This is a genomic window from Streptomyces sp. NPDC102514 (assembly GCF_055584525.1).
In genome coordinates, this window is the sequence record NZ_JBVJLW010000005.1 from 277112 (window position 1) to 303924 (window position 26813).

At 71.8% G+C, this 26813-nt stretch carries 27 protein-coding genes; 8 read left to right on the forward strand and 19 right to left on the reverse strand.

From position 1 onward, the window contains the following. Window positions 1-2 precede the first annotated feature (2 nt). Both ACZ60E_RS15665 and ACZ60E_RS15670 read right to left on the reverse strand, forming a co-directional pair. Entirely contained in the window at window positions 3-1127 is a 1125-nt protein-coding gene (locus tag ACZ60E_RS15665) for an aminopeptidase P family protein (RefSeq protein WP_469440854.1), read from the reverse strand. Window positions 1128-1257: 130 nt separating this feature from the next. After that, window positions 1258-1881: a LysE family translocator gene (locus ACZ60E_RS15670; RefSeq protein ID WP_469440856.1), complete on the reverse strand. Its 624-nt coding sequence runs from the start codon at window positions 1879-1881 to the stop codon at window positions 1258-1260. Window positions 1882-2016: 135 nt separating this feature from the next. On the opposite strand from ACZ60E_RS15670, the gene ACZ60E_RS15675 reads away from it, so the two are divergent. Further along, window positions 2017-2787, forward strand: coding sequence for a phosphodiesterase (locus ACZ60E_RS15675; protein WP_384816540.1), 771 nt, complete (start codon window positions 2017-2019; stop codon window positions 2785-2787). A 22-nt stretch (window positions 2788-2809) separates the two neighbouring features. Here the strand turns inward: ACZ60E_RS15675 and ACZ60E_RS15680 are convergent, their stop codons facing one another. The 6 genes from ACZ60E_RS15680 to ACZ60E_RS15705 all read right to left on the reverse strand — a co-directional run bounded on the left by ACZ60E_RS15680 (window position 2810) and on the right by ACZ60E_RS15705 (window position 9564). Next, window positions 2810-3436, reverse strand: coding sequence for a PDZ domain-containing protein (locus ACZ60E_RS15680; protein WP_469440859.1), 627 nt, complete (start codon window positions 3434-3436; stop codon window positions 2810-2812). Window positions 3437-3525: 89 nt separating this feature from the next. Next, window positions 3526-5712: a germacradienol/geosmin synthase Cyc2 gene (cyc2, locus tag ACZ60E_RS15685; RefSeq protein ID WP_469440863.1), complete on the reverse strand. Its 2187-nt coding sequence runs from the start codon at window positions 5710-5712 to the stop codon at window positions 3526-3528. 297 nt (window positions 5713-6009) lie between these two features. After that, a complete protein-coding gene (locus ACZ60E_RS15690) occupies window positions 6010-6756 on the reverse strand; it encodes an ABC transporter ATP-binding protein (protein WP_469440866.1) in 747 nt (248 codons plus the stop codon). Window positions 6757-6765: 9 nt separating this feature from the next. Further along, window positions 6766-7560 (reverse strand): ABC transporter permease, encoded by a 795-nt coding sequence (locus ACZ60E_RS15695; protein ID WP_453795119.1) that lies wholly within the window; start codon window positions 7558-7560, stop codon window positions 6766-6768. Between the two features lie 229 nt (window positions 7561-7789). Further along, window positions 7790-8566 (reverse strand): ABC transporter permease, encoded by a 777-nt coding sequence (locus ACZ60E_RS15700; RefSeq protein WP_469440868.1) that lies wholly within the window; start codon window positions 8564-8566, stop codon window positions 7790-7792. After that, window positions 8563-9564: an ABC transporter substrate-binding protein gene (locus ACZ60E_RS15705; RefSeq protein WP_469440870.1), complete on the reverse strand. Its 1002-nt coding sequence runs from the start codon at window positions 9562-9564 to the stop codon at window positions 8563-8565. Before ACZ60E_RS15705 ends, ACZ60E_RS15700 begins: the two co-directional genes overlap by 4 nt. A gap of 155 nt (window positions 9565-9719) precedes the next feature. On the opposite strand from ACZ60E_RS15705, the gene ACZ60E_RS15710 reads away from it, so the two are divergent. After that, on the forward strand, window positions 9720-10277 hold the full coding sequence (locus ACZ60E_RS15710; RefSeq protein ID WP_453795121.1) for a hypothetical protein: 558 nt from the start codon (window positions 9720-9722) through the stop codon (window positions 10275-10277). Further along, the gene (locus tag ACZ60E_RS15715; RefSeq protein WP_469440873.1) at window positions 10274-11803 is read left to right on the forward strand and encodes a YncE family protein; all 1530 of its coding nucleotides are present in this window, start codon (window positions 10274-10276) and stop codon (window positions 11801-11803) included. The genes ACZ60E_RS15710 and ACZ60E_RS15715 overlap by 4 nt, the downstream gene beginning before the upstream one ends. Before the next feature lie 111 nt (window positions 11804-11914). On the opposite strand, the gene ACZ60E_RS15720 is transcribed toward ACZ60E_RS15715, so the two are convergent. Together ACZ60E_RS15720 and ACZ60E_RS15725 are read right to left on the reverse strand one after the other, a co-directional pair. Then, entirely contained in the window at window positions 11915-12592 is a 678-nt protein-coding gene (locus tag ACZ60E_RS15720) for an AIM24 family protein (RefSeq protein WP_384809942.1), read from the reverse strand. A 316-nt stretch (window positions 12593-12908) separates the two neighbouring features. Next, entirely contained in the window at window positions 12909-13502 is a 594-nt protein-coding gene (locus tag ACZ60E_RS15725; protein WP_469440876.1) for a TetR/AcrR family transcriptional regulator, read from the reverse strand. Between the two features lie 111 nt (window positions 13503-13613). Here ACZ60E_RS15725 and ACZ60E_RS15730 point away from each other — a divergent pair, with 111 nt between their 5' ends. Next, complete coding sequence (locus tag ACZ60E_RS15730; RefSeq protein ID WP_469440878.1) at window positions 13614-14636, forward strand: NADP-dependent oxidoreductase; 1023 nt, start codon at window positions 13614-13616, stop codon at window positions 14634-14636. An 88-nt stretch (window positions 14637-14724) separates the two neighbouring features. Here ACZ60E_RS15730 and ACZ60E_RS15735 read toward each other — a convergent pair whose 3' ends face one another. After that, window positions 14725-16509, reverse strand: a complete 1785-nt coding sequence (locus ACZ60E_RS15735; RefSeq protein WP_469440881.1) for an ABC transporter ATP-binding protein — start codon at window positions 16507-16509, stop codon at window positions 14725-14727. A 101-nt stretch (window positions 16510-16610) separates the two neighbouring features. Here ACZ60E_RS15735 and ACZ60E_RS15740 point away from each other — a divergent pair, with 101 nt between their 5' ends. Continuing rightward, complete coding sequence (locus tag ACZ60E_RS15740; RefSeq protein WP_469440883.1) at window positions 16611-17312, forward strand: TetR/AcrR family transcriptional regulator; 702 nt, start codon at window positions 16611-16613, stop codon at window positions 17310-17312. Here ACZ60E_RS15740 and ACZ60E_RS15745 read toward each other — a convergent pair. The 3 genes from ACZ60E_RS15745 to ACZ60E_RS15755 all read right to left on the reverse strand — a co-directional run bounded on the left by ACZ60E_RS15745 (window position 17288) and on the right by ACZ60E_RS15755 (window position 21853). Further along, window positions 17288-18994, reverse strand: coding sequence for a hypothetical protein (locus ACZ60E_RS15745; protein ID WP_469440884.1), 1707 nt, complete (start codon window positions 18992-18994; stop codon window positions 17288-17290). The genes ACZ60E_RS15740 and ACZ60E_RS15745 overlap by 25 nt on opposite strands. After that, the gene (locus tag ACZ60E_RS15750) at window positions 18994-20880 is read right to left on the reverse strand and encodes a flavin-containing monooxygenase (RefSeq protein WP_469440886.1); all 1887 of its coding nucleotides are present in this window, start codon (window positions 20878-20880) and stop codon (window positions 18994-18996) included. Before ACZ60E_RS15750 ends, ACZ60E_RS15745 begins: the two co-directional genes overlap by 1 nt. A 175-nt stretch (window positions 20881-21055) precedes the next feature. Continuing rightward, entirely contained in the window at window positions 21056-21853 is a 798-nt protein-coding gene (locus tag ACZ60E_RS15755) for a response regulator transcription factor (protein ID WP_453795129.1), read from the reverse strand. A gap of 110 nt (window positions 21854-21963) precedes the next feature. Here ACZ60E_RS15755 and ACZ60E_RS15760 point away from each other — a divergent pair, with 110 nt between their 5' ends. Then, window positions 21964-22410, forward strand: coding sequence for a MarR family winged helix-turn-helix transcriptional regulator (locus ACZ60E_RS15760; protein WP_384810041.1), 447 nt, complete (start codon window positions 21964-21966; stop codon window positions 22408-22410). A 115-nt stretch (window positions 22411-22525) separates the two neighbouring features. Here the strand turns inward: ACZ60E_RS15760 and ACZ60E_RS15765 are convergent, their stop codons facing one another. From ACZ60E_RS15765 to ACZ60E_RS15785, 5 genes are read right to left on the reverse strand one after another with little or no spacing between them, the layout of a single operon-like run. Continuing rightward, window positions 22526-23278 carry a DUF1775 domain-containing protein gene (locus tag ACZ60E_RS15765; protein ID WP_469441207.1) on the reverse strand — a complete coding sequence of 251 codons (753 nt, stop codon included), beginning with the start codon at window positions 23276-23278 and terminating at the stop codon, window positions 22526-22528. Continuing rightward, a complete protein-coding gene (locus tag ACZ60E_RS15770) occupies window positions 23212-24066 on the reverse strand; it encodes a hypothetical protein (protein WP_469441227.1) in 855 nt (284 codons plus the stop codon). Before ACZ60E_RS15770 ends, ACZ60E_RS15765 begins: the two co-directional genes overlap by 67 nt. 31 nt (window positions 24067-24097) lie before the next feature. Further along, window positions 24098-24271, reverse strand: coding sequence for a hypothetical protein (locus ACZ60E_RS15775; protein ID WP_469440888.1), 174 nt, complete (start codon window positions 24269-24271; stop codon window positions 24098-24100). A gap of 25 nt (window positions 24272-24296) precedes the next feature. Further along, window positions 24297-24767, reverse strand: a complete 471-nt coding sequence (locus ACZ60E_RS15780; protein ID WP_384809956.1) for a hypothetical protein — start codon at window positions 24765-24767, stop codon at window positions 24297-24299. Continuing rightward, complete coding sequence (locus ACZ60E_RS15785; protein WP_469440890.1) at window positions 24745-25371, reverse strand: ATP-binding protein; 627 nt, start codon at window positions 25369-25371, stop codon at window positions 24745-24747. The genes ACZ60E_RS15780 and ACZ60E_RS15785 overlap by 23 nt, the downstream gene beginning before the upstream one ends. A gap of 308 nt (window positions 25372-25679) precedes the next feature. On the opposite strand from ACZ60E_RS15785, the gene ACZ60E_RS15790 reads away from it, so the two are divergent. Together ACZ60E_RS15790 and ACZ60E_RS15795 are read left to right on the forward strand one after the other, a co-directional pair. Continuing rightward, window positions 25680-26555 (forward strand): helix-turn-helix domain-containing protein, encoded by an 876-nt coding sequence (locus ACZ60E_RS15790; RefSeq protein WP_384809959.1) that lies wholly within the window; start codon window positions 25680-25682, stop codon window positions 26553-26555. Window position 26556: 1 nt separating this feature from the next. After that, window positions 26557-26793, forward strand: coding sequence for a DUF397 domain-containing protein (locus ACZ60E_RS15795; protein WP_107021994.1), 237 nt, complete (start codon window positions 26557-26559; stop codon window positions 26791-26793). Window positions 26794-26813 lie beyond the last annotated feature (20 nt).

Sequence of the window (26813 nt, forward strand, 5' to 3'; positions counted from 1 at the left end):
GGTCAGTTCACGACGGCCATCTCCCGGGGAGTGTCGTTGAGACGGCGTCCGCCGTCCTCGGTGACCGTCACGATGTCCTCGATGCGTACCCCGAAGCGGCCCGGCAGATAGACGCCGGGCTCGACGGAGAAACACATGCCGGGCACCAGGGGCTGTTCCTCGCCCTCGATCATGTACGGCGGCTCGTGGGTGGTGACGCCGATGCCGTGCCCGGTGCGATGGATGAAGCGGTCGCCGTACCCGGCCTCGGTGATGTGGGCACGGGCGACCCGGTCGACGTCCTGGCAGGCGATCCCTGGCCGTACGGCCTCGAACGCGGCCTGCTGGGCGGCGCGGACGACGTCGTGGACCCGCTGTTCCTCGACGCCCGGCTCGCCGACGTGCACCGTACGGGAGGTGTCGGAGCCGTAGCCGTGCTTCAGTCCGCCGAAGTCGAGGACGACCGTGTCGCCGTGCTCGATGACACGGGAGCCGGCCTCGTGGTGCGGGTTGGCGCCGTTCGGCCCGGACCCGACGACCGTGAAGTCCACCTGCTCGTGCCCGAAGTGCCGCAACAGATCGGCGAGGTCGCCCGCGACGTCCGACTCGCGGCGCCCCGCGAAGGCGACCTTCAGGATCTCCTCGTACGTGGCGTCGGCGGCGGCGCCCGCGGCGGCCAGCCGGTCCAGTTCGGCGCCGTCCTTGACGGCCCGGAGCATCGGCAGTCCCTCGCTGAGGGAGACGTACGACGTGCCGGGCAGCTCCTTCTGGAGGCCCAGCAGGTGCAGTGCCCAGGCGTTGTCGCTGACGCCGAAGCGGCCCGAGGCGTCCAGGAGCGGGGCCGTGGTGGTGTACGGGTCCTTGCCGTCGGTCCAGTCGCGCAGTTTCAGGGCGGGCGCGCCCACCGCCTTCTCGGCGTCCGGGGCCTCCAGCGTGGGCACGACGAGCACGGGGTCCTGCCCCGCGGCCAGTACCAGCAGGGTGAGCCGCTCGGTGGCGGCGGGCGGCGCGTAGCCGGTGAGCCAGACGAGGTCGGGTCCGGGCGCGACGAGCACCCCGGCGAGCCCCGCCGCGTCGGCGGCCCGTGCGGCGCGTTCCATCCGGGCCCGGTAGTCGTCGGTGGTGAAGGGCTCGGGTGTGCCGGTCATCCGGTCCTCCGTGGGTCGGTCCCCTGGGCGGGGTGCGGGGTGAGCCGCGGGTGGAAAGGGGCCACGGGCAGCATCCTGCCCGGACGGCGGGGGTGACGCGAGCCGGTCGGGGGTGCTTCTTTCGAAGGCGTCAGTTGTCCAGGGCCAGCCTGACGCCGAGGAGCAGCAGAACCCCGCCGGAGACCTGCTCCAGCCTGCGCCGCACACCGGCCCGGGACAGCACGGTCCTCATCCGCCCCACGAACCACACGTAGACGCTGTAGTAGCCGACCTCGTAGACCGCCCAGAGGGCGGCGAGCCCGAGCATGGTGGGCAGATGCGGGGCGCCCTTCGGGACGAACTGCGGGAGGAAGGACATCGCGAAGATGGCCGCCTTGGGGTTGGCGAGGTTGATCAGCAGCCCGGTCCGGTAGGAGGCCCAGCCGCTCCCTGCCTCCTCCTGGGTCCCGCCGTCGTCCATGCCGCCCCGGGTGTGCCGCGCCCGCCACAGCGTCTGTACGCCGAAGACGACGAGCACGACGGCTCCGACGACGCGCATCACGTCGTACGCCACTTCGGAGGCGGTGAGCAGCGCGGTCAGGCCGAACGCGGCGACGACGCCCCAGGTGAAGACGCCGGTCTCGTTGCCGAGCACCGTCAGGAATCCCGAACGCCTGCTCCGCAGCGACTGCCTGATGATCAGCACGGTGCTCGGGCCGGGTGAGGCGGCGATCAGGGTGCAGGCGCCCAGGAAGGCGAGAAGGGTGCTGAACATGGGCCCATCGTGGCCCCGCGCGAGAGGCGCGGCAACGCATTTCCCGTTAACGGCAGCCCATTGCCCAACCATTAGAACTAATGCTTGGATTACGGAAAGCCATTAGTTGAGGCATTCAGGGGAGGCGGCGGAAGCATGCTCGTGCTGGCGCACATCAGCGACCTGCATCTGGACGGGACCCGACGGGCGACGGAGCGCGCCGAACGGGTGCGGGACCTGCTGTGGGAGCTGCCGGGGCGGGTGGACGCCCTGCTGGTCACCGGGGACATCGCGGACCACGGGACGGAGGCCGAGTACGAGGAGGCGGCGCGTCTCCTCGGGCTGAACGACCCGGCCACGCCCTTCCCGGTGCTGACCTGCCCGGGCAACCACGACAGCCGCGGCCCCTACCGCAAGGCACTGCTCGGCGAACCGGCGGCGGGCGCATCGGGGGCCGAGGGGCCGGTGAACAGCGTGCGGGTGCTCGACGGCGCGGCCGTCCTGATGTGCGACTCCAGCGTGCCGGGCAGCGACGAGGGGGAGCTGGACGACGAGACGTACGCCTGGATCGAGGAGACGCTCGACGAGGTGGACGGTTCGGTGCCCGCGCTGCTCGCCTTCCACCACCCGCCCGTGGCGCTGCACCACCCCCTGCCGGACGCCTACCGGCTGCGCGGCCCCGAGCGGCTGGCTGCCCTCCTGGAACGCCGGAGCGGGGTGGCCGGGATCATCACGGGTCACGCCCACACGCCCGCGGCCACGGTGTTCGCCGGCCGGCCGCTGGTCGTGGGGCCCGGGGTGACCTGGACGCTGCGGCTGCCCTGGGAGGGCGAGGGCGCGGCGGACCGGGACGCGCCTCCCGGCTTCGCCTTTCATGTGCTCGACGACGAGGGGCGGTTGACGAGCCACTTCAGGGTCGCCGGGTAAGGGACGCTCCCGGTGGCGCCTGTCAGGTGACGACGCCCGGGGTCACCGACACCTTCTGGTAGCCGCCGCCCGCGTGCCGCAGGGTGAGTCCGATCTTCTCCCCGGGGCGGGCGGCGGCGACGGCCCGTGCGAGGTCGGCGGCGGAGTCGACGCGGGTCGTGCCGAGGGCGAGCAGGACGTCACCCCGTACGAGCCCCGCGGTGTGGCCGGGCCCGGGGGCGTGCACGCCGACCAGGAGCGCGCCGGGGCCGCCTGACGCGTCGACGGCCTCCACACCGAGGGTCGACCGCTCTGCCGACCGCTCGGACGGCTTCGCGAGCGCGGCCGGACTCCCGGCGCCCGGACCGGACCCGGTACGACCGGCCGCCTCGGACGCGGCGGACGCCTGCTGCGCGCCCGCCCGCTTCTGGAACTCGGCGAGCCTGCTCATGCCGATCACCGTGGCGCCCATCGTGCCGAGCCCGACCCCCGACAGCACGAGGACCGTCCCGACGAACAGGCTGAACAACAGGGTCGTGAGCCGTCGCCCGCGCCGCCGTGCGGCGTGCGGACGACGGCCCGGACCGGACGGGCGGTCGCCGCCGCCCGGTTCCTGACCTCCCGGATCCTGACCTGGCATCGGCTTGGGACGCAGCACTGTCTGTTCCATGGATCGCCTCCGGCCGGAGCCCTACCCTTCGCACCTGCTCGCGACGATCCCCGAACGGGTGACAGCGCTCGCGCCTCCCCCGCCCGGAGTCAGAGGGCGGTGGCCGTGGCGGTCCGCCAGACACTGCCGAACGGCAGCTCCGGGAGCTGCCCCGGCACGAAGCCGTGGGCCCGGCGGGCCAGGTCGGCGGCTCCGTAACGCCCGCAGTCGTAGTGCCACTTCAGGATGCCGGCCATCCAGTTCTGCAGCTCCACTACATAGCCCTCCATGATCCCGCGGGCCTCGCCCGAGAGGCCGAAGTCCTCGTACAGGACGGGGAACTCGTGGGCGGCGACATGCTCGAACTGCCGCATGCGCTGGGTCATGAGGTCATGGACGATGCCGAGCGCCTTCGGGTAGTCGCAGCCGAAGAAGTTCTGCACGACGAGGATGAGGTTGTGCACCTCGCCCTCGTACTCGATCTCCTTCTGGTACGAGAAGACGTCGTTGATGAGCATCCCGTAGTCGATCGCCGCGTTCTCCAGTGCCCGGACGGGGCCGCTGCGGTAGACCTCCGGCGGCACCGCGGGGCCGTGGCCCAGCCGGCACAGGCTCATGGTGAGGTCGGAGCCGAAGGTCGCGCGGCGCATCTCCAGGTAGTCGACGGGGTCGGGGATGCGGTTCTGCAGCTGGTTGTTCAGTTCCCACACCCAGCTCTCCGTCATGACCTCCACCGAGGCCCGCATGGTGCGGCGCGCGTCCGGCGTCATCGCGGCGGTGGTCCGCAGCCAGAGATCGGCGAGTCCGCGCTCCATCGCGTTGGCCGGGGGCGGGATCTCCTCGCCCCCGAGCGGCATGCAGGCCGACAGCCGCGCCGTGCACAGTTTCGCGGCGGCCAGATCCCTGCGGTTCCCGAACACCATCGGGTAGTAGTCGTCGCCGTACGTCCCCCACACGAGCCACTGCACGCTGAGGTCCAGCGCCTCGGGGGTGCCGTCGGGATCGAGGCCCGCCGAGCACAGCGGCAGGTCGTAGGCGGCGAGTTTGTCCTCGTCCCAGATGCCCTCCTGGAGGATGCCCATGTCGTGCGCCCACGGGGTGATGCGCCGCCGGGCCCCCTCCAGGCCGGCGTTGAGCCGGACCTGGAACGGCATGTAGAAATCGGGGAGCAGCGAGGGGCCGACCTTCTGGTACGGCACGTGCGTGTACGCGCGCAGCCGGTCCGCGCCGGCCGCGGCGAGCAGCGCGCCGACGTCGGCCGCGGAGGTGCCGGGGCCGGTGAGGCCGTCCAGCGGCGAGGACTTGAGCGCCCCCTCGTTCATGTACCGGCTGGACCGCATGTGCCACTCGTGGCCGCCCGCCTGCCAGTCCTGCAGCCCCCGCGTGTACGCGGCGACGGCCCGTACCTCGTCCGGCGTGAGGCCCTTCTCCAGGGCCAGCGCGGGCACTTCGGTGAGCGCCGTGTGGTCGAACTGGTAGAGGCGTGAGGACAGGACGTCGTTGACGGTGTCGGCGGCCTGCTGCGTCGTACACCCGAAGAACGTCTCCAGGACGAGCACGCCGTTGCTCAGCTCACCCTCCTCCTCGACCTCCCGCTGGTAAGAGAAGAGGTCGTTGCGCAGATGGACCGCGTCGGAGAAGGTCTCCATCAGCACGCGCATCGGCCGGGAGCGGGCGACCTGGTCGGGGACCTCCGCCGTCGCGTACTCCACGAGCCCCGCCGACCAGGGGGCGCCGCCCACCTTGCGGCGCATCTCGATGTACTCGACGGGGTTCGCGATCCGCCCTTCGTTGATGTTGGACAGCTCCCACATCGACTCGTTGAGCAGATGCTCGGTGGACTCGGCGAAGCGCCTGCGCCAGCCCATGGACATCGAGGGGACCGTACGGGCCCACAGGTCGGCGAGGCCCGCCTCGACCGGGTTCTGCGGCTCGGGCACGGCGGTCGCGAGGTCGAGCGGCATGAAGAGCGGCAGGCGGTCCAGGTAGGCCTTGCCGCCCGTGCGGTCCTGGCTGCGCTTGAAGGTCTCCAGGAAATGGTCGTCGAAGAAGAAGACCCACACGTACCAGTCGGTGATGAGGGAGAGGGCGGGGCCGTCGCACTCGGGATGCGTGTACGCGCACAGCAGTCCGTAGTCGTGGGCGTCGAGGTCGGCCTGCTCCCAGATGCCGGAGCCCTCCAGCATGCCCATGCCGCGGGCCCAGTGGGTGGTGTGGGTGCGGGCCTCTTCGACGTGCGGGTTCAGCCGTGCGGGGTACGGCGTGTAGAAGTGGGGGAGTTCGAACGGCTGCGTCATGAGCCGGGCCTACCCGGGGTTGTTCGGGGGCATCCGTGCGGGGGTGGATGATCGCACCATCGCGTGAACGGATGAGTGAAGGGGTGCCTGCGGGGGAAGGGGTGGGGCCTTTTTTCGCCCCCGCCGCCCCTACCCGTCCCGTACCTGACTCAGGGGCTCCGCCCCCGAACCCCCGGTCCTCAAACGCCGGACGGGCTGAGATGTCCCCGGACCGGCGGACATCTTTCAGCCCGTCCGGCGTTTGAGGACACAGGTACGGGAACGGGTAGGGGCGGCGGGGGCGAGAAAAAGGTGGGGTCAGGAGCGGACCGCTCTGCCTACCTCTGCGCGCAGCGCCACGAACTCCGGCAAGCCCCGCGTAGCGATCTGGTCGCGTTTGCCCGGGAGCGCGACCGGCAGATCGAGGATCACCCGCGACCCGGGCCCGGCGGACAGCACCACCACCCGATCCCCCACGTACACACTCTCGTCGATGTCATGCGTGACGAACACGATCGTCGCCCCCTCGGACTCATGGACCTCAAGGAGCAGATCCTCCAGATCCTCCCGGGTCTGCGCGTCGAGGGACCCGAAGGGCTCGTCCATGAGCAGCAGCGACGGCCGGCAGACCAGCGCACGCGCGATGGCGACCCGCTGCTGCATACCGCCGGACAGCTGCCAGGGATACCGCCGCCCCGCCCCGCGGAGCCCCACCCGTTCCAGCATCCGCTCGGCATCCTCCCGCCGCTCCGCGCGCCCGAGTCCCCGCCGCCGCAGGGGAAGCGCGACGTTCTCGCGGACCGAGAGCCAGGGGTAGAGCGACCGTCCGTAGTCCTGGAAGACGACGGCCAGCCGGTCGGGGACACCGCTGACGGGCGTCCCGTCGACGGAGACGCTCCCCTGCTGGACCGGGAGCAGCCCGGCGACGGTCCGCAGCAGTGTCGACTTGCCGCAGCCGGACGGCCCGACGACGCACAGGAGTTGGCCGTCGGGCACGGTGAGGGTGATGTCGTGCAGGACGGGGTGATCGCCGTATCCCTGGCCGAGCGAGTCGAGACGCAGCATGCGGTCCTGTCACCTGTTCCCTCTGCCCAGCAGTCGCTTCTCGACCGCCAGCAGACCGGTGTTGAGTACGTATCCGAGTGCGCCGAGCAGCACCAGCGCGGCCCAGACCGTGAGCAGGTCCGAGCGTGACTGGGCGTCGGTGAGGGTGAAGCCGATGCCGTTGGCCGTGCCGGGCAGCAGCTCCGAGAAGACCATGAGGACGAGGCAGAGCGAAAGACTCAGACGCAGGCCGGCGAAGATGCGGGGCAGCGCCGAGGGCAGGAAGAGGAACCGGAGCCGTTCGGCCTTGGTCAGCCGCAGTACCGCGGCCACTTCGACGCGCAGGGGGTCGGTGTTGCGGACGCCCTCCGCGGTGTTGATCAGGACGGGCCAGACGGCGCTGAAGACGATCGACGCGACCTGCATCCGGGTGCCGAAGTCGAGGAGCACGACGAAGACGGGCACCAGGGCCGGGGGTGGGACGGCCCGGGCGAACTGCAGGACCGGGTTGCACAGGGCGTGGGCCCGGCGGGAGCGGCCCAGGGCCGTACCGAGGGCGATACCGGCGATCGCGGCGAGGGCGAAGCCGGTGGTCATGCGGGTGAGGCTGGGGAGGATGTTCTCGGTGGCGGCGGGGGTGAGGAAGGCGTGGGTGGGCGGGCCCGAGAACCACAGGGTGTGGGTGTGGCGGGCGATGTCGGTGGGTGGCGGGAAATAGACGGTGGGGTGGGTGCGGGTGGTGAGTTGCCAGGCGGCCACCGCGGTGGCCAGGACGGTCCAGCGCAGGAGGGGGCCGCGGGTTGCCGCCGCCTTGAGGCGCCTCACCGGCGGGCCTCGCCCCGGAGTTCTTCGCCCCCGCCGCCCCTACCCGTTCCCGTCCACGTATGGGGGCTGCGCCCCCTCGCCCCCCGTATCGCGCTGACGCGCTCGTCCTCAAACGCCGGACTGGCTGAAAGCGTTTCAGCCCGTCCGGCGTTTGAGGACAAAGGGGGCGAGGGGGCGGAGCCCCCATGCGTGACGGGAACGGGTAGGGGCGGCGGGGGCGAAAAGATGCTCATCGCTCACCCCGATGCTCCGGCGTCCAAGGGAACAACCGTCTCTCCCCCCACACCAGCACGCTGTTGATGACCAGCCCCAGGGCCCCCGCCCACACCACCCCCGCCAGTACATCCCGCGTGCCGTCCGTCGCCAGGCCCGCCTGGGCGATGAAGATGCCGAGCCCTTCCCCGAACCCCGCGAGGATCTCCGTGGCGACCGCCAGGATGAGGGCGACGGCCGCGGAGATGCGCACGCCGGCCGCGATGAAGGGCGCGGTGGCGGGGAGTTCGACGCGCAGGAGGACCGACAGGCGGCCGAAGCCGAACGCGCGCAGGGTGTCCTTGGCCAGCGGGTCGGTCTCGCCGAGGCCGTAGACGGTGTTGAAGAGGATCGGCCAGACGGACGCGTACGTGATGAGGGCGACCTTCGTCTCCGTCCCGGAACCCAGCAGCAGGGACACCAGCGGGATCAGCGCGACGGACGGCAGCGGGCGCAGGAACTCGACGACGGCGCGCACCGCCTCGTCGACGACGGGCACGCTGCCGAGGAGCAGGCCCAGCGGTACGGCGATCGCGCAGGCGAGGCCCAGGCCGAGCGCCCAGGCGCGCACGGTGGCGCCGATCCCGTCGAGGAAGAGCGGGTCGCCCGCCAACTCCACGGCCCGCGCGAGGACTTCGGAGACGGGTGGGAGGTAGTCGCGTCGTACCAGGCCCGCCCTGCCGACGGCCTCGCACAGGCCGAGGGCGAGCAGCACGCCGAGCGCGCCGAGCAGCAGTTCCTGTCGGCGCCTCACTCGACCAGCAACGTTCCCGGATCGATCGGCTTCGCCAACAGGCCCTGTTTCTTCATGAGTTCGGTGAGGCGGCGCAGCTCGGCCGCGTCCGAGGTCACCGGGTAGGCGGGCAGCCGGATCGATTCGGCCTGGGCCGCGGTCACCTTGGTGTACTCGGGCAGTTCCTCGCGGACGGCGTCCTGGTCCTGGGTGGCGATCTGGGCCGCCGCGGCGATCGCCCGCCGGAAGGCCGCCGCGGTCTTCGGGTTCTTGGCGGCGTAGTCGGCGGTCGTGACGTATCCGCTGATCGGGATGTTCTCCACGGGGGCGGAGCCGCCGTCGACGAGGACGCGGGCGTTGAGCTGCTTCTGGATGGCGCTGTTGAAGGGTTCGACGGCGTGCACGGCGTCGACCTGGCCCTTCTCCAGGGCGACTCCCATCTGGGGGAAGGCGATCTGCCGGTATTCGGGGAGGCCCGCGCCCTGTTGGCCGAGGATGGCGTTCAGGGTCAGGGACTGGATGTTGTTGAGGATGTTGACGGCGACCTTCTTGCCCTTGAGGTCGGCGACGCTGCGGATGTCGGAGTCCTCGGGCACGAGTACGTCCATCATGTGCGGCGCGACGCGGGCCCCTTCGGCGAGGATGCGCAGGTCCAGCGTGCCTTTCTCATGGGCCTGGAGGAAGGTGACGTAGTTCGCGCTCGCGATCACGTCGACCTGGCCCTTGGAGAGGGCGGGCAGTGCCTGGATGGACTGCTGGACGGGCTGGATGCGTACGTCCAGTCCCTCCTTTTTGAACAGCCCCCGGTCCCGGGCGAGATAGAGGGGCGCGTCGTCCGCCAGGGGCAGCGCGGCGACGGTGACGCTCGACCGCTCCAGCCCCTTTCCGCCCCCGTCCTTGCCGGCGTCCGTGTCGTCGGAGTCGCCGCCGCACGCCACGACGGTCATCACCAGGGCGACCGCGAAGGCGATCAGCTTGCCCGTGCTTCCCGCGCGGGAACGGTCTTGGAGCGTCGGCATGGGCGCATGATGACCTGCCGATTGACATGATCACTACACCTCTTTGCGCCGTTCCCGGCACCTGCGGCCCACGAGGCGCGGGTTGACGATCCGTTGACCTTCAACTTAGGTTTGCCTTACCTAAGTGGTTTTCGCCTCCGAAAGGCCAACTACCCATGAGATCCGCCCTGTTCTCCCGTGCCGCCCGTATCGCCGCCGTCGGGGCCACCGCCGCCGCGCTGACGGTCGGGCTCGCCACCTCCGCCTCGGCCGCCACCGCCACGCGGTCCGTGACGGTGAGCGGTACGACGTACAACCTGTCGCTGACGGCCCCCGACAGCCTGTCCGCCGCCGGGCAGAACGTCACCGTCTCCGGCAGCGGCTACAACACGCTCCAGGGTGTCTACGTCGGTCTGTGTGTGATCCCCGAGGGTGTCGAGCCGGGCAACCCGTCGACGTACACCTCCCGGCCGACCCCCTGCCTGGGCGGCGCCGACCAGTCCGGCACGACGGGTGCCTCGCACTGGGTGTCCAACCTCGGCGGCGGCACGGTCGCCAACAGCTCCACCTACGGCACCGGCGGCTCGTTCGGCGTGAGCGTGCACGTGAACCCGAACATCGCCGCCGGCACCGTCTGCGGCACGGACGTCGACTGCGCGATCGTGACGCGCGCCGACCACACCGGCAGCAGCAACCGCTCGTACGACGTCTACCTCCCGGTCACCTTCTCGTGACCGCGCCCCTCAGAACCCGGGGGCGGAGCGATGCGCTCCGCCCCCGGGCGGCGGGCGCCCTGGCCGGCATCACGGCGGTTGTCCTCTCCGTCGTCGCGGTCGGCACGCCTGCGGCCGGCGCCGACGACCCACCCGCGGCCGACGGGTACGAGCAGACGGCCCGCCTCACGACCGTCGGCAAACCGCTCGACCTGCTGCTGCACCCCGAGTCGGGCAAGTTGTACGTCGGCTCCGACACCGTCGCCGGTGCACCGGACGGCAGCCTGGCCGGGGTCTACGCGGTCGACCCGGCCTCCGACACCGTGCTCAGCTGGGTGAAGACGTCTCCCGGCAGCACGGGCGCGCCCGCCCAACTGCCGGGCAAACGCCTCGCCGGACCGCTGCCGGGCGACGGGGTGCACTACCTCGTCGGACTGCGCGGGATCGCCGCCGCAAAGGACGGAGACGCGTCGGGAAGCGGCGGCTGGCTCACCGGTACGTCGATCACGCAGGCCAAGTCCGGTGCGAAAGCCGGCACGGTGGTGGTCGTCCGCGGGACGAAACTGGAGGAGGTCGCCGTCGGCGGGACGACGGTGACCGTGGAGCGTTCCCTCACCCTGCCGGCCACCGGCGGCCCGCTCGCCGTGGACACCGCGGCCGGGCAGATCTGGGTGACGGACAACACCAACGGCGTGCTGCGCAGGGTCGGTTCGGCCGACTTCGCGCCGGACGGCAAGGAGATCGCGCTCGGCACCGGAGCGGCGGTGTCCTTCCTGGAGTGGGACACCGGGCGCGGGGTGCTGTGGGCGGGGCGCGGCACCGTACTGGAGGCGTACGACATCGCCTCCGGGAAACTGGCCGCCTCCTTCGACGCGAAACCGGGCGACACCATCGCCGATGTCGCCGTGGACCCGCGCTCCGACCGGGCGTTCGCGGTGTGGCAGGACTGGGGCAACCCGCCGGAGGAGGGGGACGGCGTGGGGCAGCTCGCGGTGTACGACACGGCGACGCTCAAGGATCTCGACCTGGGCGCCGAACTGCCGGGCGTCAACGGCCAGTTGGGCAGCTCGTCCGTCGCGGTGACTCCGGGTGGCGACGCGGTGTTCGTGGCGAGTCCCTCGGACGCCTCGCTCACCGTGTTCAAGGCGCCGGTGCCGCCGAGCCCCTCGCCGACACCGACCCCGACGGACCCCGAGTCCCCGCCGCCGTCGCCCGATCCGACGCCCGGCGACACGGACCCCGCCCCCGACCCGAGCGACGAACCGACCGGCCCGTCCGACTCGGGCACCACGGTTCCCGTCGACGGTCCCGCGGACGACGGGAACAGCGCGGGCGGCACGGTCGACAGCGGTGACACGGGTGCCGGGACGGGCAGGACCGGTGGCTCGGTGAGCGGTGGCTCGTTCGGCACCACCGGCGACGGGTCGCTCGCCTCGACCGGCTCCGACCTGCTCCTGCCCGCCGCCGCGGGCACCGCCGCCCTGCTCGCCGCCGGCACCGCCGCGATCCTGTGGCGCCGACGGACGAACGGACGGCTGGAGCACTGAGCGCGGACGGGCCCTGGAGGGCAGGGGCGCAGTTCCCCGCCCTCCAGGGACGCGGGGAACTGCGCGGCCGGCCCCCATCGGCCGCGGACGAAGGCTGCCGGGTCGGCCGTGTCAGTGCTGTTGGGCCTTCTGCGGTGTGGCCTCGCTCGGCCGCACGACGACGAATCCCTCCCCCTGGAGCATCAACTGCACGGCCTCGCCCGAGCCGCCGCGGATCATCGAGCCGATGGACTGCGAACGGTGCAGCGAGGTCTGGAGGTTGGCCGTCCAGCCCACCACCGCGTCCGTGTCGACGTACACCGGCCACTGCGGTGAGACCGGGATGACCAGTGGGTTGCCGTCGCAGACCAGCCCGAGCCTGCCCTGTCCGGTGAAGACGCTGTTGAACAGGCCGCCGCCGGACATGCCCGCGCCCTTCACCGTCTTGATCTCGTACTTCAACGAGGCGTCGAAGCACAGGACGTTGCGGCCGTTGACGGTGAAGACGTCACCGGGGTCGATGTCGATGATGAAGCAGTTCTGCGCCTCGTGCGCGAACCACGCCTCCCCCTGCCCGCGCACCGCCATGAGCGGCAGGCCCTCGCCGGTCATCGCACGCTTGAGCATGCCGCCGACGCCCTGGCCCTTGCGCTCGAACTGCAGACTGCCGCGGTAGGCGATCATCGCGCCCTGCCGGGCCAGCATCTCGCCGTTGACGGCGTACCTGATCGACTTGGCGTTCTGCACGCTCATGCCCGCGGTGGCGGCCGGCTGCACCATGTACTCGCTGGAAAACAGATCACCCTTCATCCGGGCATCCTGTCCCGCGAGGCTTCGGTTGCACCATCCCTCAACAGGAGAAAAGGCGCCGCCGAAAGTATGCGCCCGCCCGGCGAAAGGCAGGGGCGGCCGACACCCGCTCGCGTCGGCCGCCCCTGCGGGGCCTTTCGGCCCCACCCTGTGGGGGGTGGCATCGGTTCCCGGTCGGCCGTCCACCGGCTGTGCGCGGCGACCGTTCAAGGTGTTACCCACGGTTCGGACGTGGCCCGAACGACGATAGGCGGCATCCCCGCCCCCCGATACGGGGAAAACCCTCGATCCCGCGAGCCGGAACCCTGGCCCTCCCCTAGGGACTGCCCTCCGTGGCGCCGCCGTCCGCCGCCGCACCCGTCGCCGCACTCGTCAGGATCGCGCCCGCGACCACGTCGAAGAGATGGTCGGCGCGTGACGCGAGCGAGGGCTGGTCGCCGAGCCAGGCGAGCGCCGCGATCAGCGCGAACAGATCGGTGCCGTCGAGGTCGCCGCGCGCCGCACCCACGGCCTGGGCGCGGGTGAGGAGCCGCGCCCCGGCCGCGCGCAGGGTGACGCACGAGGCGTGGAGCGCGGACCCGGTGTCCTCGATGGCGGCGGCCATCAGCACGGTCACGCCCCGGTACTCGGTGGTCCATCCGACGCAGTCGCGCAGCCACGCGACGAGAGCGTCCTCGGGCGAGTCCGACGTTTCGAGGGCGTCCGCCTTCGCGGTCAGCTCCTCGAAACTCGTGTGGAGCAGGGCTTCGAGGAGCGCCTCGCGCGTCGGGAAGTGCCGGAGCAGCGTCGCGAGCCCGACGTCCGCCTTGCGTGCCATGTCGCGCAGCGACACGTCGACACCCTGCTCGGCGATGGCGGCACCCGCCACCGCGAGCACATGGTCGCGGTTCTTCCTGGCGTCGGCGCGCACCTGTCCCCCTTGACTATCCGGATCAGTGGTCCATATATTCGGATCAGTGGTCCAGTTATCTGGATCGCTGATCCGGATAAGTCTATCCCGCGCCATGGACAGGGGAAAATGATGCCTACGCGTACGACCGCACGCACGATGAGGGCGATCCGGCTGCATGAGCACGGCGGCCCCGAGGTGCTGCGCCACGACGAGGTGCCGGTGCCCGTGCCGGGGCCGGGCGAGGTGCTCGTCCGTGTGCACGCGGTCGGCGTCAATCCGCCGGACTGGTATCTGCGCGGCGGACTGACCAGCGTGCCCGGGGAGCCGGACTCGACGATCAGCCTGCCGGTGATCCCGGGGACGGACGTCTCGGGCGTCGTCGAAGCCGTCGCCGCGGACGTGTCCGGCCTCGCCGTGGGCGACGAGGTCTTCGGGCTGCTGCGGTTCCCCGGTTTCGACGGCCGCGCGTACGCCGAGTACGTGGCCGCCCGCGCCTCGGACCTCGCACGCAAACCGGCCGGAATCGACCATGTGCACGCCGCCGGGGCGCCCATGGCCGGGCTGACGGCGTGGCAGTTCCTGATCGAGGTCGGGCACGATCATCCGTCGCCCTTCCAGGAGGCGCGGCACCGTCCGACGGCGCTCGGCGCGGGCACGACGGTGGTCGTCAACGGCGCCGCGGGCGGCGTGGGGCACTTCGCGGTGCAGCTGGCGAAGTGGAAGGGGGCGGAGGTCGTCGCGGTGGCATCGGGCGCGCACGCATCATTTCTGGGCGGGCTGGGCGCCGACCGGTTCATCGACTACACCACGAGTCGTCCCGAGGAACTCGTGCACGACGCCGACCTCGTCCTCGACACCGTCGGCGGTCCCCACAGCAGCCGCTTCCTGCGCACGCTCAAGCGCGGCGGCGCCCTCTTCCCGGTGTTCCTGGGCGAGTTCGACGACGAGGAGGTCGCGAAGCTGGGCGTCACGGTCTCGACCGCGCAGGTCCGCTCGGACAACGTGCAACTCGCCGAACTGGGGCGCCTGCTCGACGCGGGCACGGTGCGCGTCGCGATCGACACCACGTACCCGCTCGCGGATGCCCGCGCCGCGCACGAACGCGCCGCCCGAGGCCATATCCGGGGCAAGATCGTGCTCACGGTGGTTTAGACGGACCCCGGTCCCACGGGCCGACGGGACGGCCGCCGTCGCCGGTACGAGCACGCCCGGCCCGTACGTGCCGGGCCCCGAGGGTGCCTCAGACGCTCTCCGGCGCGCGGGCGTCGTCGTCGGCCGCGAGGAACTGCGTGGCGGCGAGTTCCGCGTACAGCGGGTCGCCCGCGACGAGTTCGCGGTGGGTGCCCACGGCCCGTACGCGCCCGGCGTCCATGACCACGATGCGGTCGGCCATGGTGACGGTGGACAGCCGGTGGGCGACGACCAGGACCGTGGTGGTCAGGGCGACATCGGCGACCGTGTCGCGCAGCGCGGCCTCGTTGACCGCGTCGAGCTGGCTGGTGGCCTCGTCGAGGAGCAGCAGCCGGGGCCGTCGCAGCAGGGCGCGGGCGATGGCGACGCGCTGGCGCTCACCGCCGGAGAGCTTGGTGCCGCGGTGGCCGACGAGCGTGTCCACGCCCTTCGGCAGCTTCTCGACGAGGGTGTCGAGCCGGGTCGTCCTGAGCGCGCGGAGCAGTTCCTCCTCGTCTGCGTCGGGGTTGCCGAGCAGGAGGTTGTCGCGGAGGCTGCCGGAGAGGACGGGTGCGTCCTGCTCGACATAGCCGATGGCCGACCGGAGCCCGGAGACGTCCCACTCGGTGAGGTCGCGGCCGTCCAGCGCGATGGTGCCCCGGTCGGGGTCGTAGAACCGCTCGATGAGTGAGAACACGGTGGTCTTGCCCGCGCCCGACGGCCCCACGAAGGCGGTCATGCCGCGCGGGGGTACGGCGAAGGTCACGCCGTGGTGGACGTACGGCAGGTCCTCGGCGTACCGGAAGCGGACGTCGTCGAAGGCCAGGGAGGCCGGTTCGGCGCCGGGGCCGGGCAGCGGCGCGGGCTCGGTGACCGGTTCGGCGGGCAGCCCGCGCGCCTCCTCGATACGGGCCAGGGCGGCCGAGCCCGTCTGGTACTGGGCGACCGCTCCGACGACCTGCTGGATCGGCGACATCAGGAAGAAGACGTACAGGAGGAAGGCGACGAGTGTGCCGATGTCGACGGCGCCGGTCGCGACCCGCGCGCCGCCCACGGCGAGGACGGTGATGAACGCGATCTGCATCGAGAGTCCGGCCGTGTTCCCCGCGAGCGCCGACCACTTGGCGGCCCGCACGCTCTGCCGCCAGGACTCCTCGGCCGCCGCGTGCACGATCCGCTCCTCGCGGTGCTCGGCGCCGGACGCCTTGATGGTCCGCAGCGCGCCCAGGGTCCGCTCCAGCGAGGCGCCCATCGCCCCGACCGCGTCCTGGGCCCGCCGGCTGGCCCGGTTGATGCGCGGCACGATCACACCGATCACCGTGCCCGCGCCGACGACCACGCCCAGGGTGACGGCCGTCAGCACGGGGTCGACGAACCCCATCATCACGAGTGTGGCGAGCAGGGTGAGCCCGCCCGTGCCGAACCCCACCAGCGAGTCGGTGGTGACCTCCCGCAGCAGGGTGGTGTCCGAGGTGATCCGGGCCATCAGGTCCCCGGGCTCGCTCTTGTCGACGGCGGATATCCGCAGCCGCAGCAGATGCGAGACGAGCCCCCGCCGCGCCCCGAGCACGACGGACTCGGCGGTGTATCGCAGCACGTACGAACCCAGCGCGCCGATCATGGCGTTGGCGACGACGAGCCCCGACATGGCCAGCAGCGCGCCGGTGATGGCCCGGTCCCGGCCCAGGTCGTCGATCAGCGACCTGGCCACCAGCGGCAGCGCGAGCCCGGCGGCCCCGGTCAGCAACGACAGCACGGCACCGAGCAACAGCGTCCAGCGGTACGGGCGTACGTAGGCGAGGAGCAGCCGCCACGACGGTGTGGCTGCCGGGTCGGGCGGCTGGGACTGCGGCACGGTACTCCCCCTGGAGTGGAAGGTTCGATCAAGTATCGCCGATGCCACTGACAGAGCCGCAGTCCGTTCGCGCCGGGCGGAGGCGACGTAACGTGACGCGGATGAGCGCAGTTGCCCCCGAAGAGCCGGCCTGGCGCCGGCGTGCCGTCGAGCGGTCCACCCGCGGCGCCGGCCGGCCCACCCCCACCGCCCGGGTGCGCGCGGTCCAGCGCGCGCAGCGGTTCGTGGACTCGGCGCACGCGCTCGTCGACGAGAAGAAGACGACGGAGTTCACCGTCCAGGAGGTCGTCGACCACTCCCGGCAGACCCTGCGCAGCTTCTACGAGCACTTCGACGGCAAGCACGGACTGCAGCTGGCCGTGTTCGAGGACGCGCTCTCCCGGTCGGCGGCCGAGATCCGGTCGGCCGCCGCCTCCGTGGACGATCCCCTGGACGCGCTGCGCCTGGCCGTCGGGACGCTGTACGAGCAGGCGCACCCCGCAACCGGCGTCCGGCGTGCGCTGTTCAGCGACTTCGGGCCGCGGCTGCTGCTGACGCACCCTGCGCAGGTGGCGACCGCGCACGTCCCGCTGCTCGCGGTGTTCACGGAGCTGGTGGAGCGGGCCGCCCGCGCCGACGTGGTCCCCGCCGGGGCGCCCGGACGTCGGGCGGGGCTCGTCGTGCAGACCGTCCTGTCCGCCGCGCGGGCCCACCGCGTGCCCGCCGACGACGACATGGCGACCTCCTCAGCGACCGCCGAGGAGGTCTGGCGGTTCTGCCTGGGCGGGCTGGGCGGCCCCTACGACGTCCGCCCGGCCCCCTGACCGCCACCGCCGGCAGCGCCTGTATCGGCGGTATCGGCGCCGGTGGCGGTCAGCCGCAGCACACTCCCCTCGCCGTTCGCCGAGACGAGCAGGGTGCCGTCAGGAGCCACGGCGAGACCGGCGAAGGCGCGGGGCGAACCGGGCATGCCCTCGGCGAACAGCGCGGGTTCGGCGCGGGTGATGCCCGGCGGCAGACCGACCGGGAGGTTCTCGGCGTCGATCCGGCTCTCCCCCGTGCTGAGCGAGACCGCCCGCAGACACCGGTCCCGCGTGTCCACCGTGAACAACTCGTCGCCGCGCACGGCGAGACCCTGCGGCGCGCCCAGCCCTTCGGCCAAGGTCACGGCCACCGCCTCACCGTCACCGCCGTCACCCTCACCGTCGATGCGGAGCACCGCCCCTAGCAGGTCGTCGCTGACGTAACAGCGGCCTTCGGTGTCGAAGGCGACGTCCACGGGGTGCCGTAGTCCTGCGGCCACTGTGGTCACGGCGTCCGTCCCGTCGATGCGTACGACCCGGCCCGCGCCCGTCTCGGCGACCACGAGCGACCCGTCCGGTGCGACGGCGATCCCGGTGGGCCGGTCCAGCCCCCGTACCCGTACGCGCGTGGTCCTGCGCACGGGGTCGTACGTACGGATGTCGCCGTACTCCGAGGCGAAGTGCAGGAGCCCGTCGTCGGCGGTGACGCCGTGCACGAAGGTCTGGAGTTCGCGGGTGAGCACACCGCTCGAGTCGCCCGCACCGGAGTCGCCGGGGCTCGCGAGACGGTAGTGGTCGGCCGCGTACACCGTGCCCCGCAGGTCGACCGTGACCCCGAAGGGGCCGCTGAGGCCCCGGGGGACGATCTCCCGTGTGCGGCCGTCCTCGTGCATCTCGGTGACGCCGCCGCTGCCGAAGCTGGAGACGTACATGCGGTTCTCCGCGTCGAAGGCCGCGTTGTCCAGCCCGACGACCCCGCTGACGACGACCGAACGCGCCCCGCTGGCCAGGTCGATACGGGTCACGATGCCGGCCGGACCGCGGGAGAGGACGACGAGGACGCCTCCCTGGTCGAAGCGGACCGCGACCGGGTCGTCGACGTGCTCGGCGAACAGTTCGGGCAGGCCTCCGTCGGGCGGGATCCGCCAGACCTGGTTGCCGATCATGTGCGGGTAGTAGAGGAAGCCGTCCGGGCCGAGCTGCATCGCGTTGCCGAGGGCCAGTCCGTCGGTCAGGACCACCGGGTCGCCGCCGTCCGGGAAGAGTTCCAGGAGGCGGCCGTTCATCCTCATCTCGTTGACGAAGAGCCGGTCGCCCACGCAGGTGATGCCGTTGGGCACCCGCACCTCGTCCGAGACGAGGGTGTACGTGCCGTCGGCGGTACGCCGCCACACGCGCCCCGGTGTCAGGTCGGCAATGTACATCGAGCCGTCCGCCCCGAAGGCGAGGTCGTCGGGTGCCTGGACCGGGCCGTCCTGCTCCACGACGACGTCCACGTCCCCGGAGGCGGGGTCGACCGCGCTGATCCGGCCGGCCAGGAACTGCGCCACGTACAGCCGTCCGTCGGGGCCGAAGGTGACGCCGTTCGAACCCCACAGCCGGTTCGGCGGGTTCAGCCGGTCGGTGTGCCAGCGGCGGCTCGTGACCCGCTGCCTGCCGGTGTCGTCGAAGCGGCTGGGGCCCGTCGTCGTCACCGGCCGCATCACCGGCCGCCTTCCCCGTCGACGATGACGTCGTCCATGCCGCCGTCCGCGCGCCAGCGCCTGAGCAGTTCGTGGAAGGCGACAGGACCGTCGCCGTACGACTCGCTGCGCTGCCGGGGCCTGCCCTCGTTGTTGTAGTAGCCGGGGGTGCACTCGGCCTGGAAGGCGTAGAGGTCCGCGGCCTTCTCACGGATCGTGGCGACCCAGGCGGTCTCGGCCTCGACGGTCGGCTCCACGTACCGCGCCCGGCGTTCGCGTGCCTCGGCGACCACCTCGGCGACGTGGGTGGCCTGTTCGTCGAGGATGTGGACGTAGTTCACGGCGCTGGCGTTCTGCAGCGGGCCGAGCTGGAAGAGGTTGGGGAAGCCGTTGCTGTAGAAGCCGTGGAGCGTCCTGGCCCCCTGCCGCCAGTCGTCGGGCAGCCGGGCGCCGCCCCTGCCGTGCACCGGGAGGCGGCCGGAGAGGATGCCGGAGACGCCGACCTCGAAGCCGGTCGCGAAGATGACGCAGTCGACCTCGTACTCGGTACCGCCGACCACGACAGCGTTCTCGGTGATGCGCTCGACGCCGCCGTGGTCGGCGGTGTCCACCAGCGTCACGTTGGGCCGGTTGAACGTGTCCAGGTAGTGGTCGCTGAACGTGGGCCGCTTGCACAGGTACCGGTACCAGGGCTTGAGCGCCTCGGCCGTCGACGGGTCCTCGACGACGGAGTCCACACGGGTCCGGATCTCGTTCATCTTCTGGAAGTCGGCCAGTTCGTTCAGGCGCTCCCGTTCCTCCGTGGGGAGGTCCGCGTAGTTGTTGGTCGGGATGAGGTTCTGCAGCAGCCGGGCGCTGTTGGTCCAGCCGTCGTCCACGAGGTCGTCCCCGGCGGGTGAACCGGTCACGGTCCGCAGGAAGTTGTCCCTGCGGTGCCGCTGCCAGCCCGGTTCGAGCGACTTGGCCCACTGGGGGTCCGTGGGCTGCTGGCCGCGCACGTCCACGGAGGACGGCGTGCGCTGGAACACGTACAACTGCTGTGCGTCGCGGCCGAGATGGGGCACGACCTGGATGGCGGTCGCGCCGGTGCCGATCACCGCCACCCGCTTGTCGGCGAGCCGGTCGAGGTTTCCCGTCGCGTCGCCGCCGGTGTACGCGTAGTCCCAGCGGCTGGTGTGGAACGTGTGGCCCGTGAAGGTCTCGATGCCCGGGATGCCGGGGAGTTTGGCCTGGCTGAGCGTGCCGCTGGAGATCACCACATGGCGGGCCCGTACGCGGTCGCCGCGGTCGGTGGAGACGATCCACTCCGACTCGGCCTCGTCCCAGCGCAGTTCGGTGACCAGGGTGCGGAAGCAGGCTCCGTCGTACAGGTCGAAGTGGCGTGCGATCGCCCGCGCGTGCTGCCGGATCTCCTCGCCCGGGGCGTACTTCCACTCGGGGACGTAACCGACCTCTTCGAGCAGCGGCATGTAGACGTACGACTCGATGTCGCAGTGGATTCCCGGGTAGCGGTTCCAGTACCAGGTGCCGCCGAAGTCACCGGCCTTCTCGATGACGCGGATCGACCCGACGCCCGCCTGGCGCAGTCGCGCACCGGCCAGCAGACCGCCGAAGCCGCCGCCGATGACGACCGCCTCGACCCGGTCATGCAGGGGCTCCCGGGTGAACTCGGCGCTCTCCACGTACGGATCGTCCGCGTAGAAGCCGAACTCGCCCGCGATACGCCGGTACTGCGCGTTTCCCTCGGGGCGGACACGGCGCTCGCGCTCGGCGCGGTAGCGGGCGCGGAGGGCGTCCGGGTCGAACCCGAGCCCGTCCGGCACGGGACCGGGACCGGGACCGAGGTCGGCACCAGGGGCGGCACCGGGGTCGGGTGTGTCGGACGAGGTGTGGGGGGTGGGGGGCATACCTGTCCTTCTGATGTGGGGGGGGACGGCGACCTCTGTGATCACATGCAACCGGAACGGACTGACAGCTCACAGCCGGTGACCTGACGGGAAGCTGACGTGACCCGGATCACATCCTCTCGCCACGAGAAGGGCAGGGGGAGCGGGAGGGGCAGGGGCGCGGGAGGGGCAGGGCTCAGTGACCGAGGCGGTAGCCGAAGCCCCGGCGCGTATGGATCAGCGGGGGCTGCTCCTGGTCCACCTTCTGGCGCACGCGCGAGACGAGCTTCTCGATCGCGTTGCCCGCCCTGGCCTCCCCCCAGACATGGAGGCAGATCTGTTCCTTCGACAGCACGCGCTCCGCGTTGACCAGCAGATGACGCAGCAGCCGGTACTCGGCGGGGGTCAGGTCGAGCGCCCGCCGGCCGCGCCAGGCCTGGCAGGTGGCGTCACTGAGCGCGAGATCGCCGTAGCACGGCCCCTGGCGCACCGGCTCACGGCCGCGCAGTAACACATGGGCCCTGGCGAGGACTTCGGAGATCCGGAACGGCAGGGTGACGTAGTCCGCCTGGCCCAGGCCGAGTTCGGGAACCAGGGCCCCCAGCGTCTCGTACGGGGCCAGGAAGAGGACCGGCGGACGGTCGGCCGGGCGGAACCGGCGGCTCTCCCCCAGGCTTTCGACGTCCGGGACCGTCACGTCGAACAGGACCAGGTCGAAGCGGCCCTCCGCCAGCCGCAGCATCCCCTGGGCGCCGGTACGCGCGACGGTCACCCGGTAGTCCGCCAACTCCAGGGTGGTCGTCAGCAGATCTGCGACCGCCGGATCGTGGACCACGACCAGAAGGTGCTGCCCCGCCCCGCGCGCGGGCACGGAGACGGACACGTCGGCGCCGGTCACGTACTCCCCGACGGCGCCGCCCACTCCGTACACCCGGTCCATCTCGTCCATCCCGCGCATCGCACGCACCCCGTCCACGAAGAGCATATGCATCATGCACAATACGTGTCGGATGCATATTTGATGTCATGTCTGATGCCCCTGGCCGCGGGACCGGACGCAAGGCCGGGGCGAGAGTCAGCTCCGGGGAAGGACCGGCGACCGACATGGACAAGCCCACGCACTTGATCGAGTTCGAGACGATGCTGCTCGGGCGGCACCTCTATCTGAACTCGCCCCGGGACGGCGGTCGCCTCGAACGCAGCGCGTACATCGTGCTCAGCCGCATCCGGATGGAGGGCCCGATGTCCATCGGCCAGCTCAGTGACGCCTTCGGCCTGGACGCCTCCACGCTCAACCGGCAGACCGCGGCCATGCTGCGCGCCCACCTCGTCGAACGCATCGCGGACCCCGAAGGCGGCATCGCCCGCAAGTTCCGTATCACCGCGGAGGGTGAGCGCCGGCTCGACACCCACCGCCGGGAGAGCGTCCAGGGGCTGGAGAGGGTGATGGCCGGATGGGACCCGGAGGAGGTCGCGGCCTTCGCCGCGTATCTCAAGCGGTTCAACACGGACATCGAGAACCTGGACGAGCGGCCCTGGCCGCGTCCCTGACGCCGCACGTCCACCGGCTCCTGACTCCAGCCCTGAACCGGCCCCCGGCTCCGCCCGCGCCCCCGCCCTGCACCCGGCCCGTGGGGCGTTGCGCGTCCCACGGGCCGGGTGCGGGTCAGCCGCCGGTGGCGGAGGCGCGGCGCCTGGTCAGCCACCACGCCCCGCCGCCGAGGACGAGCACCACGGCGATCGCGCCGCCGACGAGCAGCCCCGTGGAGGAGCCGTCGTCGTCCTTCTTGTCCGCGGCCTCGGCGGCCGTGGTCGCGGTCGCGGACGGCGTCGCTTCGGCCGACGGTGTCGGGCTGGGGGTCGGACTCTCGCTCGAGCTGGGGGCGATGGGAGTCGCGCCCGGTGCCGCGGCCTTCAGCTTCAGGAGCGGGGCGGGCTGTTCCCCCTCCTCCCCGTCCTTGGGCAGTTCGATCCAGCGGGAGATCTCACCGTCGCTGTAGGTCTCCACGGTCTTGAACGCCACCTCGTCGGCGTCCGGGAGCTGCCGGACCTTCACCCGGTACTCGGCGTCGACCCCGGTCTTGAGCGCCGGACCGCCGACCACGTAACCGTCCGCGGTGGCCTTGAGGCTCCAGCCCTTGGGGGCCTTGTCGAGCGACACGTCGGCCGGTGCGATCCCCTTCGGCAGGACGACCCGCATCTCACGGAAGCCCGCGGAGGCGGACTCCGCCTCGGAGACGAAGGTGAGCGTGACGTTCTCGGCGAGGGCCTGCGCCTTGTCGGCCTCGACCTCCGCGTGCGCGGCGGCGGGTCCCGCGAGCGCGAGGACGGCCGTCAGCGCGGCGGCGCCGGTCAGCCCGGCACGGCGAAGGTTCGTGGACACGGACGAGGACCTGGTGAACGTCGTGGGCCTGGGCATGGACGTGGACACGGGGGAACTCCTTGCTGGTGGAACCGGGCGGGCCTCGCAGGCCGGACCCGGGTGAAGGGGACGGGCGGGACGGGCGTACGTCCCGGAGGTCCCCTGCGCACCAGCGTGTGTTCCAGTGTGGTCGTCCGCGTTCCCGCCGGGCGGCCGAGGGAGCGGGTGGGCGGTGCGGGCGGCGGCTCGTGGGCGGCGGCCCCACCGGTCGGCAGGAGCCGGGACAGTACCGACGCGGCGAGCGCCCGCAGCGTACGGCCGGCGACCAGGACCGCCGCGACCGCCGCGTCGGCCCGGTGGAGCAGCCAGGCGACCAGGAGGGCCGCGCAGACGTGGGCGGCCGTCATCGCCCCGGCCGCGTGCTGCCAGGCGTGTCCGCCGCCGCCCGCGGCCATCGCGGAATGGCCGGCGTGAGCCATGTGCTCCGTACCGGTGCGGCCCGTGCCGCGGTGGCCGCCTCCGGCGACCGTGCCCAGCGCGAGATGCATCGCGCCCTGCGCGGCGAGCGTGCACCCGGCGACCGTGAGCAGTCCCGGGCGGCGGCGGGCGAGGGGGCGTACGGCGACGAACTGCGTGACGGCGAGGGCGGCCACGAACCGCCAGGGCACCTGTCCGCCGTCGACCGCGTGATGGCCGACGGCCGCGAGCACACTGCCGACCAGAGCGAACGTCACGGCCCGGACCACGGCCGCCGCGGAACCCGGCCCGGGGCCGACGGCCCTGACCTCGCCCCGCGTCACCTGGTCACCCGGCACTCGCCCGCCGTCCTCCCCCGCGCCCGTCACGTCGCCGAGCGTCGCGTCACATCATTTCGTGTCACGGCGCGGCGCGTACGGCGTTCACCTCGTCGCGTACGTGTACGTCGAAGGCGCGCTCGCGCGCGGCCGGACTCGAAGGCCGGGGCGCAGCCCCGCCTTCGAGGGGCGCGGGGAACTGCGCGACGAGCCCCCACCGGCCCGCAGCCGAACCACCCGGCCGGTCGGCGTTCACGCCGGGAAGGACGGCCGCGGGCCGCTCAGGCCCCCGCGGCGAGGGACCAGCTCGGGACGCGGCCCGCCAGACGGCACGCGAGGAAGTACAGGGGGATCGGCGGGGTGTAGGGCGAGTCGCCCTCGGGGCTGTGGATCAGCCGGGGTTTCGCGGAGAAACGGCCGCGGCGGGCCCGGGTCCACGACGGGTCGGCCCGGCGGGCGCCGACCGTGTAGGTGACGGAGGGCGGCCAGCTGACGCCGATGTGGGATCCGGCGGGGACGACCCACCACCAGCGCCCGCCGTCCGCGGAGCCGTCGTCGGACTCGTCGGCGAAGACACAGCCGATACGGGGCAGACAGTCCAGGATGCGTTCGCCGTGCTCCCTGGACGTGCCCACCACGTCACACCCCAGACCGGTGCGCAACTGTGCGGGTATGACCAGGCGGATCGGACGCTGGGACGGGGACGTCACGGTCGTACGCGACCACGGTTCAGGGGCGTGCTGCAGTTCCATGAGGCAGAGATCCTTCGGCCGAGTGGGGGGCGGGCCGGGTGAGGTGCGGGGTGGACACGAGCCCGGAGGAGGCGTGTGCCCGTCTGTCCGACGGCAGGGGGGACGGCGGGGGAACCGTCGTGGGACGCGCCGGCAGGACGGCCCAGACCACGCGTCCGGAGCCGTGCGCGGTGTCGCGCGTGCCCCAGTCGGTGCTGAGCATGCCCACCAGCATGAGTCCGCGGCCGCCCTGGTCGTCGAGTCGGGCGGTGCGCTGGGCGGGGATCGACAGACCGCGGTTCTGGTCCTCGACCTCCAGCTGGATCCGCTGTCCGTCGGAGCGCAGTCTGCACACGATCCGCTCACTCGCCGTGTGCGTCAGCGCGTTGGTGACCAGCTCGGACGTCACCAGGACAGCGTTGTCACATGCCTCGGGATCCGTGCCCCACGCGCGGAGCAGTTCGGTCACGTTCCGGCGCGCCAGGCCGACCGAGGCGGGGGTCGGGGGCAGGCCGAACACGCCTGACCTGTCGGGTGTCCTGTCGAGCGCGCCGTCTGTCGCGCTCTCCGTGTGTTCGTCCGCGGGCAGTCGGCCCAATGGCTTGGGGAGAGAGGGCGGAGCCATCGCCGTTCGCCTTTCGTCTGCCTTCGCACCGGGGGTCAGACCGGTGCCGGTACCGCACGGATCCGCTGCGCCGCGGGGTGCGAACACCCCGTTGCGGACAGTGACGGTGCGCGTGCCGTTCTCCCCCAACTTGGCCGCGCCGTCAGGTCGTTCACCGGGCCGTGACGGTACGCCCTACTGTGACACCTGCCAACATCACCTCGCAACCGGCAAGTTGAAAATTGCAATTCAGCAGGTGCATGCTTCCTCTGTCGAACGGGTGATCGTGACAGACTGCGACCTCGAAGCCCGCTGTGAGGGGGTAAGGCGTGACCGCTGAGACCGACTGGGGTGGCGCGCCCTCCGTCCTGCGCATGATCCTCGGCAGACAGTTGGAGGAACTGCGCACCCGGGCCGGACTGACGTTCGAGCAGGCCGGTGCGGCGCTCGGGGTCAGTCACTCCACGATCCGCCGCATGGAGGCCGCCAAGGTGGCCCGGCTGCGGCTCCCCGACGCGGAGAAGCTGCTCCAGATCTACGGCGTGACCGACCAGCAGGAGATCGACACCTTCCTGAAGTCGGTCCGTGAGGCGAACAAGCGCGGCTGGTGGCACACCTACCGCGATGTGCTGCCCGACTGGTTCTCCGCGTATCTGAGCCTGGAGCAGGCGGCACTGCAGATCCGCGCCTACGAGGCACAGTTCGTGCACGGGCTGCTGCAGACCGAGGAGTACGCGCGCGCCCTGCTGAGCGCCGGCAACCCGCACGCCTCGGTGGACGCGACGGACCGCCGCGTGGCCCTGCGCATGCGGCGCCAGGAACTGCTCACCAAGCCCTCGCCGCCGCGTGTGTGGATCGTGATGGACGAGACGGTGCTGCGGTGGCCGGTGGGCGGCCCCGAGGTGATGCGCGCCCAGATCGACCATCTGATCGAACTCAACTCACTGCCCCACGTGACGTTGCAGATCATGCCGTTCGCGAACGGTCCGCACCCGGCCATGCGGGCCGGCGCGTTCCACCTCTTCCGGTTCCGGGCGCGCGAGCTGCCCGACATCGTCTATCTCAGCGGCCTGGTGGGCGCTGTGTACCTGGACAAGGACGACGACGTCGTGGTCTACCGCGAGGCCCTGGACCGGCTGGGCGCCCAGTCGGCGCCCGCCAGAAAGACCGAGGCCCTCCTCGGTGCGATCCGCAAGGAGCTCTGACGTGCACCACCACATACGCAACGGCATTCCGTCCCGCGAACTCGGCAACCGCGGCTGGTACAAGCCGTGGAGCGACGACGCGGGCGGCGCCTGCGTCGAGGCGAAGAAGCTCGGCGACGGCCGGGTCGCGCTGCGCCAGTCCACCGACCCCGACGGTCCCGCGCTGGTCTTCACCCCTCGTGAGATGACAAGTTTCCTGGCGGGCGTGAAGGCCGGCCGCGCCGACTTCTTGCTCTGACCGCTGTTCCGAAACTCCTG